The organism is Bacillus sp. P4_D3, assembly GCF_056401855.1.
Genome location: NZ_JBFUIN010000105.1, coordinates 1 through 9,213, shown reverse-complemented (window position 1 = coordinate 9,213; position 9,213 = coordinate 1). Strand labels below are relative to the sequence as shown.

7 protein-coding genes and 1 pseudogene are annotated in these 9,213 nt (G+C 36.5%); 2 read left to right on the top strand and 6 right to left on the bottom strand.

Annotated elements, in window-relative coordinates; genetic code table 11:
• Positions 1 to 43 precede the first annotated feature (43 nt).
• Positions 44 to 1,534, bottom strand: a complete 1,491-nt coding sequence (locus AC1DTM_RS13340) for a coproporphyrinogen III oxidase (RefSeq protein ID WP_002150280.1) — start codon at positions 1,532 to 1,534, stop codon at positions 44 to 46.
• Positions 1,535 to 1,877: 343 nt separating this feature from the next.
• On the opposite strand from AC1DTM_RS13340, the pseudogene AC1DTM_RS13335 reads away from it, so the two are divergent.
• Positions 1,878 to 1,997, top strand: a pseudogene (locus AC1DTM_RS13335) (S-layer homology domain-containing protein); the annotation flags it as partial.
• A 36-nt stretch (positions 1,998 to 2,033) separates the two neighbouring features.
• Here the strand turns inward: AC1DTM_RS13335 and AC1DTM_RS13330 are convergent.
• Positions 2,034 to 2,906 carry a Cof-type HAD-IIB family hydrolase gene (locus AC1DTM_RS13330; RefSeq protein WP_002159124.1) on the bottom strand — a complete coding sequence of 291 codons (873 nt, stop codon included), beginning with the start codon at positions 2,904 to 2,906 and terminating at the stop codon, positions 2,034 to 2,036.
• 134 nt (positions 2,907 to 3,040) lie between these two features.
• On the opposite strand from AC1DTM_RS13330, the gene AC1DTM_RS13325 reads away from it, so the two are divergent.
• Positions 3,041 to 3,655 (top strand): DNA-3-methyladenine glycosylase, encoded by a 615-nt coding sequence (locus AC1DTM_RS13325; protein WP_016103839.1) that lies wholly within the window; start codon positions 3,041 to 3,043, stop codon positions 3,653 to 3,655.
• Between the two features lie 228 nt (positions 3,656 to 3,883).
• Here the strand turns inward: AC1DTM_RS13325 and AC1DTM_RS13320 are convergent, their stop codons facing one another.
• From AC1DTM_RS13320 to alsS, 4 genes are all read right to left on the bottom strand, one after another.
• Positions 3,884 to 4,996 (bottom strand): glycosyltransferase, encoded by a 1,113-nt coding sequence (locus AC1DTM_RS13320; protein WP_477000333.1) that lies wholly within the window; start codon positions 4,994 to 4,996, stop codon positions 3,884 to 3,886.
• Positions 4,997 to 5,046: 50 nt separating this feature from the next.
• A complete protein-coding gene (locus AC1DTM_RS13315; protein WP_477000332.1) occupies positions 5,047 to 6,126 on the bottom strand; it encodes a tetratricopeptide repeat-containing glycosyltransferase family 2 protein in 1,080 nt (359 codons plus the stop codon).
• Positions 6,127 to 6,343: 217 nt separating this feature from the next.
• A complete protein-coding gene (alsD, locus tag AC1DTM_RS13310; protein WP_088098720.1) occupies positions 6,344 to 7,102 on the bottom strand; it encodes an alpha-acetolactate decarboxylase in 759 nt (252 codons plus the stop codon).
• A gap of 16 nt (positions 7,103 to 7,118) precedes the next feature.
• Positions 7,119 to 8,807: an acetolactate synthase AlsS gene (gene alsS / locus AC1DTM_RS13305; RefSeq protein WP_088098719.1), complete on the bottom strand. Its 1,689-nt coding sequence runs from the start codon at positions 8,805 to 8,807 to the stop codon at positions 7,119 to 7,121.
• Positions 8,808 to 9,213 lie beyond the last annotated feature (406 nt).

Sequence of the window (9,213 nt, the reverse complement as noted above, 5' to 3'; positions counted from 1 at the left end):
ATATAAAAAGAGGCTGTTCCAAATCGGAACAACCCCCTTCTCCTTAAACGAATAGCTCTTCTAAAATTTTCAGTTTATCTTCTGTATATTTCACGAAGCCATCGTTATATGATTTTGGATCTTTCGGATTCGCAAAATGTGTAATTGCTCCTGTTTGTGGGTGAACAAATTTACTTGATGCCCCGCAACCAAGTCCGATAATCGATTGTACTTCTTCCATAATAACAATATTGTAGATACTTTCTTGCGTCGGTATTGCATACCCAACGTTTTCTAAGTTACCTAAAATATTTTTTTGACGATATAAATAGTATGGTACGTAGTTATGGTTCTTCGTCCACTCTTCCGCCTCATGCATCATCGCAGTAATTTCTTCGCGACCTGCCACTTTATATTTACGTTTGTTTTGCGTCATTTCAGAAGCACGTTTAAATGATAACGTATGAACTGTTAACGATTCTGGCATTAACTTTTCTGTTTCATCTAACGTATGCTTAAAGATGTCTAATCCTTCACCAGGAAGACCAATAATTAAATCCATATTAATATTGTTCATTCCCATTTCACGTGCTAAATGATACTTCTCAATTGTTTCTTCTACAGTGTGATGACGTCCAATTGCCTTTAGTGTCTCTTGATGGTATGACTGCGGATTAATACTAATACGGTCAATGTTCCATTTATTTAACACTTCTAGCTTTGCTGGTGTGATCGTATCTGGGCGACCTGCCTCAACTGTTACTTCACGTACATCTTTCACATCTGGGAACGCTTCGTACATTTCTTCATAAAGCATATCCATCTCTTCTGCTGTAATACTCGTCGGTGTACCACCGCCGTAATAAATCGTCGTAACTGTAACACCTTTTTCTTTCAAAAACTTACCAATCTCACGAACTTCATAATGTAACCCGCCTAAGAACGAATCAACTGATCCTTGGCGTCCGTTAATTGCATAAGCCGGGAACGTACAGTACGCACATTTTGTAGGACAAAACGGAATACCGATGTAAATACTTACTTCTTCTTTCAAACGGTATAAATCTGGAATAACCGCTAATTGGCAATCAACGATACGCTGAAGAAGCTCAATTTTTTCTTCATGAATTAAATAACTTTCACGAAGTTCTTTATGCGCTTCTTCTTTTGACATACCATTTTGAAGCAGTTTGTGAAGAAGTTTCGTTGGGCGTACCCCAGTTAATATTCCCCAGCTCTGTTCAAGTCCAGTTAGCTGTTGAAGTACAGAAAGATATACGTAAGAAACAACATGTTTCACTTGCTTCATACGTTCTTTTTCTTCTGTGAAAGCAGATAAATCTTTAGAGAATGTTTCTTCATATACATTTCCAGTCGCAACATCTGTTAAACGAGCCGATGCTGTCACATTACCTTCTATCTGTATATCAACGATAAGATTTGCTTCTTCTTGCTCAAACCCTATCTTGCTCTCTTCAAAAAATAAACCGCCAATATTTTGTAGCGGACGTAAAAAACGATCATCTTGTAACGTTTTAATTGAAATTAACAACATTATCACCTTTTCATTTGCAAACTCTCTTTAGTTTACTTGAAGGGCGTTTGCAGGTCAATACAGAAGGTTTTACCTTATTTCTATATCCTATTTAAAACATACTGAATATTGATTTTTCACGAATACCCTCTAGTTGTATAGACATTGTAATATGCCCTTGTTACAATCTAAAACGTATTAGTACTTACTACTAGTTTAAATACATATAAAGGAAGAGACTTTTACATATTCACTTCCTTTCGAACCATTTAAAGAAGAACACAAAATATAGCCACAAGCACTCACTCCTACTGAACAGTCTGGAAATTGGTTTAAAATTCAATTAAACGAAACATCAAAATGGATTTACGCATACGGAATTGTAAAAGGTAACGAGCGAAACGAGTTTGTACCAAAAGGCACAGCAACACGTGGTGAAGCTGCGGCATTTTTAAATAGAATGCTGAAAGTAATCGAAGCATAAAAAAAGAAACGTAGCGAAAATGCTACGTTTCTTTTTTCATCGTTTCGGTGTATGTTTATGATTCTTTAAAAAAGGAAGCGGGAATTGCTTACGAAAATGCTCTTTAATCATATACTCTACGCCGTTCTCAGTATTAGAACGTGTAATCCAGTCTGCGGCTTGCTTTAATTCTACAGGAGCGTTCCCCATTGCTACCCCAAGGCCAACATTTTCAATTACCTCTAAGTCTTCTGTGCTGTCTCCAATCGCAACCATTTCACTAAGGTTAATATTTAAATGCTCCCCAAGTAATTGTAAACCACGTAGTTTTGATACATTTTGAGGGAGAATTTCTATACGCCTCGCATCACACTCGACGTACTCTACATCTTGAAATGCCTTTCTTAACGTATTCATCCCTCTTTCTTTTTCACCTTTCGTATGGAAGACAATATCAATTTTTGGTGCAGCTACTGGGTTATCACGCAGGGCATCCCCTAGCGAATCTACAAATTGAACCGGATAAAATAACGGATCTGCGCTTGATAATACAGTACGCGCAATTAAGTTTGGTGTATTTCTCTCACGATTCCCAATTGAATATCTTTCATGAGAAATGCGAACATTACAATCAAAATGCTCTAACACTTGCACAATATTAAAGGTTTTCTCTTCAGATAATCTCCTTTGAGCGAACGGCTTATCTAACGTTGCTGAAATGAAAGCTCCACCGTGTGTAACTAATATTGAATCTAATTTTAACGCCTTCGCTATTTTATGAGCAGATTGAAAATTACGATTCGTAAATAATGTAACGTATACATCTTTTCTTTTCACAAAGTCAATTGTCTCCCGTAACCCTTTAGCAATTTTTCCGTTGTTGTATAGTAGTGTCCCATCTATATTAAGAGCTAGTAAGCGATAAATCATGTCGCACTCCCCCTCTTCGCTGTTGTACTCTATCCATAATTTATGAAATAAATGTAGTAAATAGAACGAGTTAGAATTACTACTGAAAATTTGGTTTACTATATACATATACAACTGGCAAAGGAGATAGTACAATGCAGGCACCACCTTCTTTTTATGAAGGCGATACGTTAGAGGTCGCAAAGAAGTTACTTGGACATAAACTCGTTCATATTGTAGACGGCATAAAGCGAAGCGGAATTATTGTAGAGGTAGAAGCATACAAAGGTCCAGATGATAAGGCCGCACATAGTTACGGCGGCAGACGGACTGATCGAACAGAGGTAATGTTCGGCGCACCAGGACATGCTTACGTATATTTAATTTACGGTATGTATCATTGCTTTAACGTAATTACAGCACCAATCGGCACCCCGCAAGGAGTTCTTATTCGTGCTCTTGAACCTGTAGATGGCATCGAAGACATGAAACTAGCGCGCTACAACAAAACTGACATTACGAAGGCTCAGTATAAAAACTTAACAAATGGACCCGGAAAACTATGCCGCTCACTCGGAATCACTTTAGAAGAGCGCGGCGTATCACTTCAAAGTGATACGTTACATATTGAATTAGTTCCTGAAGAAGGCCATTTATCATCCACACATAACATACTAGCTGGTCCTCGTATTAATATTGATTATGCAGAAGAAGCCGTTCACTATCCATGGCGGTTTTATTATGAAAAGCATCCGTGTGTTTCAAAGTAAAGGAGCTATCCTATAATGTTTCACTGACTTTGAACTGCCCCATCCTGTATATTTGCAAGTGACCAAACCAACAAACATACGAAGGTGATTTCTTATTTCATCATACATCGAAAAGCCGAAATCCGGGCTCGGATTTCGGTTTTGTATATATAGAAGGAACCATTTCCTCTCCAAAATTCCCAAATACAGTTCACCTCCGAAGAGGAACCTAAAAAAACATTAATTTTCTTATGAATTTTTTAATGCATTATAATTATCTAAATTGAATTTCGTCATAATGAAAGTTCCTGTTGGCGTTAAAAGCTGAGAAATAGATTGTATGACATGAGGTAATTGCGCTGGCTCAATAGGATGTGATAATAGAATGTACTGGAATTTTTCATCTTTAAATACCTCGTGTAACTTGTCATACTCGCTAGAAGTTGTAGGACCTACCCTATTTGCAAGAGCTGCCGCTTTTTCATTAACTTCTGCACCGAATGTGGAAACTGCCGGGTAACGCCTTTCCATTTCTAATAAAGTTGCACCACATCCAGCTCCTATATGAAGAATATTTACTTGATCAGGCGCAAATCGATCTACAATTGCTAGTAAATCATAATGAATGTATAAACTTTCACCATAAAATCCCCATTTTTCATACAATTTTATATTATTCGCATGTAAAACTATGGAAAAGTTAACACTGTCTTCTCTCCACGATACGCTTCCATAGTGATGAATAAATGTATCTTTACATAAATACAATTTATATCCCTTTTCAAAAATTCTTAACGACAAATCATCATCTTCATAATTCCCTGGTGTAAATCGTTCATCTAATACTCCAACTTCATCTAACACTGATTTTTTTATAAGCATACAAAATCCTATTAATTTCATACGTTCTTCCCACTTATTTTTATCACTTTGATTATATAAAGTTGCAAAATTCTGCATCCCTTGAATATCCTTATAAAAGGTTTGTATAGCAGTATAGTAAGCAGCATTATTAGTGACGGGTCCTACAGCTCCAGTATCTTCGTTTTCATACAAACACCGAATTAAGTTTCTTAACCAATTTTTAGTTACGACCACATCATTATTTAATAATAGAATATTATCACCTTTTGCCTTTTTAATTCCCTGGTTGCATCCCTTTGGAAAACCCATATTTTCTGCATTTTCCACTAGTATAATATCCGATTGTTTTTGTAACCATTCTACAGTACCATCTGTTGATGCATTGTCCACAACTATTAACTCATACTCTTGTTCCACTGTATAAGTTCTAATACTTTGGATGCATTCTTTTGTGTATTGTAATTGATTATGAGTTAATATAATTATACTTGTGAGCATGAATCAGACTCCTCTCAGCAACCGAAATAATTATCTAGTATTATTAAATACTATTTTTTAAATAAACCATCAAAATATTTTCTATTATATTCAATACTCGGATTATTAGGTATGAACTGTGCAGCTTGTTCGTTGTGATAAATTGCCTTTTCATATTCTTTTATTCGATCATAACAAATACATAGTTGAATATGCGGCAACCATGTATGACACTCTTCCCGGACAAATGGAGAATCCTTTGATCGCGGTCCGTCAATTGCTGCATGGTACCAATATATTGCTTTGGCATATTCACTTTGTTGCAAAAATACACGTCCTAAGTGGCAACAAAGTTCTCCTCTAGGTGTGTCATACATAAATGATTGTAAACAAGAATGGATAGATTTTTTTAAGTCCCCCAATTCAAAATAACATTCGGCTCTTTTTAAACAAGCTTGAATATTATCTTCAACCCAACCCTTTTCTTCATCTAAAAACCTTGAATACCACTTAACAGCCTTATCATATAATCCGTGATCCTTACATTCATTTGCATAATAGTACACATCGCGGGGGCTAAACTCTTTTCCACTCTCAAGATGTTTTTCATATATTTTCAAATTACGATTAGTATATGCTTTTTCTTTTTTATGACTTACCCCTACATCACTATTTATAAGATTTCCATACACCTCTAAATATTCATTAACAAATCCATACCATTGAAAATTTTTACTTCTGTTGACTAATCGATATCTCCTTAAAGAATGTGTTGGATTTCCTTCTATATCAAAAGTTAAATAATATTTCATAGATACTGCATCCGTACTACGATCTAACGTACGTTTTAACTGTAGCAATTTCTTTCCATCATCCGTACCTATTATGTCATCTGCGTCTAGCCAAAGAATATATTCTTTTGTAGCTTTAGAAAATGCAAAATTTCGTGCCGCTGAAAAATCTTCAATCCACTGAAAATCATAAACTTTCGCATCGTACTTCTTCACAATCTCTTTTGTAGCATCTGTTGAACCTGTATCTACAATAATAATTTCATCCACAACACTTTTGACCGACTCTAAGCATTTTGATATAGTCTGTTCTTCATCTTTTACAATCATGCATAAACTAATAGTAATGGAGTTTTCCATCATATCCCCCCTATCCTTTTGATGTATATGTTTGGAGAGAAATTTATATTTCTTTTGCTTCAAAATTGAGTTTTCATTTTACAAATTACACATAATGAGGCCTACGGTGAAATTGGATAGGGGAATTTCACGAGAGGATTACGAACCAATGATAAAAACCGAAGCCTGAACAAGACTTCGGTTCTTTATATAGAGAATACATAATTTCGATTCCTTTTTACTCCGTACCTTCCGCGGTAGCAATATCATTCTCTAAGTTTTCTCTTGATAATTCAGCCGCCATAAAATCAGCTGTTTCAGGAAGTGCTAAATGCATATGGGCTTTTTGACAAATTTGGATCGTACAGTTTTCTACAACATAGTCGAAAACATGTCCGCCCCCGCTTCTTTCATCATCAATGTAATGTAAGTGGAAACCTGCTACACCAATACCTTGCGCGTAATCCGGTGTCCAAAATCCAGCCATCGTTCCATCCGTATCTTTAAACGAAAAAATCGGTTGTGATTTCGTCACTTCAACGAGCGGCGTATACGGTTTTTCTTGTCTTGGGACAGTTCTCGTTCTAACTTCACGGAACGTACCGTCCATTCGAATACCATAAAATAAGTTTTTACTTGGCATTAACTCATGTAATAATGCTTCCACTTCTTCACGATTCATCGGACGCTCTATCGTATAACTCATTTCTTTTTCAAAAAACGTTACAGTCGCAAAAGGTGTTGTTTCTTCCGGTTCTACTTTTTCCGCTGAACCATCTGAGCGTAAATGGTAAAACTCATTATCAAACGCAATCATTTCACCATCTAATTGATCAAATGTGCCGATGCCAAAATCACCACGTTCTTTCAGTTCCTCAAAATTAATAACACCATCATATATACCATCTAATAGCGCAAGCATTGTAGATGTTTGATATACTTCATTACTCATTTTCGTTCTTTTTGCATCAATATCAATTAATTGCGCAACAGTCATCTCACTCATGCCCCCATTAGTTTAATTGGTTTGGTAATAGTTTTTCACTTAACTTAATGTTGTCACGGTAATCGATTGGAATATCAACAATGACAGGGCCTTCTGCTTCTAACGCTTCTCTCAATACACCTTCTAATTCGTCTGGTGTATTAACACGAAGACCTATTGCACCGAAACTTTCTGCATATTTCACAAGATCAACATCACCAAACTCTGTAGCTGATGTTCTACCGTATTTCATCATTTGTTGGAACGCAACCATATCATATGTACCGTCTCTCCAAACGAGATGTACAACCGGTGCATTTAAACGTACCGCTGTTTCTAACTCCATCGAAGAGAATAAGAAACCACCGTCACCTGACACTGAGACTACTTTTTTACCCGGTTCTACTAAAGTAGCGGCAATTGCCCAAGGAAGTGCAACACCTAACGTTTGCATACCGTTACTAAATAATAATCTACGTGGCTCATAAGAACGGAAACATCTCGCCATCCAAATAGAATGGGAACCGATGTCACATGTAACGGTTGTATCGTCACTAATTAAAGAACGAAGTGTACGAATGACTTGAAGTGGATGCGTAACACCTTCTGAAGCACGGTTTGGAACTTCTGCTTGCTCTGATAATTTCGAGCGTAATCGTTCTAAAACTGCTTCTGATTTCTTATTTAATACAAGTTTCGGTAATTTCTCTGCGATGCTATTTACAGTTAAAGCGATATCGCCAATTAATTCACGCTCTGGTTGGTAATCATGATCGATATCCGCTTGGTGGTCATCAAGATGAATAATCGTTCTGTCCCCAAGTTTATTCCAGAATTTCGGATCATACTCAATTGGATCATAACCGATAGAAATAACAAGATCCGCTTCTTCTAGTAAAATATCACCTGGTTGGTTACGGAATAATCCAACGCGGCCGAAGAAATGATCTTCTAACTCACGTGAAATCGCGCCAGCTGCTTGATATGTTTCAACAACAGGCAGTTCTGTATCAGCAATTAATTCACGAACCGCTTTCGTCACTTCATTTGTGCTCGCTCTCATGCCGAGTAAAATAACTGGTAATTTCGCTGATTTTATTTTTTCTACTACATATGTAATTTCATGTGTGGGAGCGATTCCAAGCTGTGGCTTAGAAAGCGCACCAATAGACCCTACAGTCGTTTCCGCAGTCATAACGTCTTGCGGAAGACTTACTAAAGTAGCTCCTGGATTTGTGGAAGTCGCACTTCGAAATGCATTTGATAGTGCTTCTGGCACATTATCAGGATGCTCTACTTCTACGCTATATTTTGTGATTGGTTCGAATAGTGCAGCATTATCCATAGATTGATGCGTACGTTTTAATCGATCAGTACGCGGAACTGCACCAGCTAAAGCAACAACGGGATCACTCTCCGCATTCGCAGTAACAAGACCTGTCGCTAAATTTGATGTTCCTGGTCCTGAAGTTACAAGACATACACCCGGTTTCCCTGTTAATCTACCAATAGCAGCTGCCATAAATGCTGCGTTTTGTTCATGACGACAAACAATTAACTCTGGTCCTCTTTCTTGCAGTACATCAAATACAGAGTCAATCTTCGCTCCTGGAATACCGAAAACATGTGTAACACCTTGTTTAATTAAACAATCAACAACAAGATCTGCTCCTCTTGTTTTTGTTTTCACGTCGTTTGCTTTTACACCTGTACTCAAACTAATCATCCCTTTATTTCATAATGTGTGTAATAAAGATTTTTACTTTATATACTTCACCACATTAATTAACATAGTGTAATATATCTTGTTTATCATTATAGTACAAATGCATTATTTTTCCAACGATATGAATTTGACAGTATTTTGACAATTATTCGGGAATGCGCTTTCAACCTTTTATTTATCCTAAAATAACATTTTTATATCGCCTCTAAAAATGCACAAAAAACTTCCATCTAATCACAGTATTAATAAGATTACAGTACCTTGCAAAGAACACTACTAAATGATATATTTGTAAATATTGGAATGCCCAGTAATTGGAATGCGCTTTATGATTAGTATCCCCCCCTTTCAAAAGATAGAGAAAGATTATGCCGTTTGTTTATAAAAAAGATAAGAT

Bases quoted from the DNA above. Each gene is read 5' to 3' on its own strand.
- AC1DTM_RS13330 (WP_002159124.1), bottom strand. From the start codon at position 2,906: ATGATTTATCGCTTACTAGCTCTTAATATAGATGGGACACTACTATAC.
- AC1DTM_RS13315 (WP_477000332.1), bottom strand. From the start codon at position 6,126: ATGGAAAACTCCATTACTATTAGTTTATGCATGATTGTAAAAGATGAA.
- AC1DTM_RS13325 (WP_016103839.1), top strand. From the start codon at position 3,041: ATGCAGGCACCACCTTCTTTTTATGAAGGCGATACGTTAGAGGTCGCA.
- AC1DTM_RS13320 (WP_477000333.1), bottom strand. From the start codon at position 4,996: ATGCTCACAAGTATAATTATATTAACTCATAATCAATTACAATACACA.
- AC1DTM_RS13340 (WP_002150280.1), bottom strand. From the start codon at position 1,534: ATGTTGTTAATTTCAATTAAAACGTTACAAGATGATCGTTTTTTACGT.
- alsD (WP_088098720.1), bottom strand. From the start codon at position 7,102: ATGACTGTTGCGCAATTAATTGATATTGATGCAAAAAGAACGAAAATG.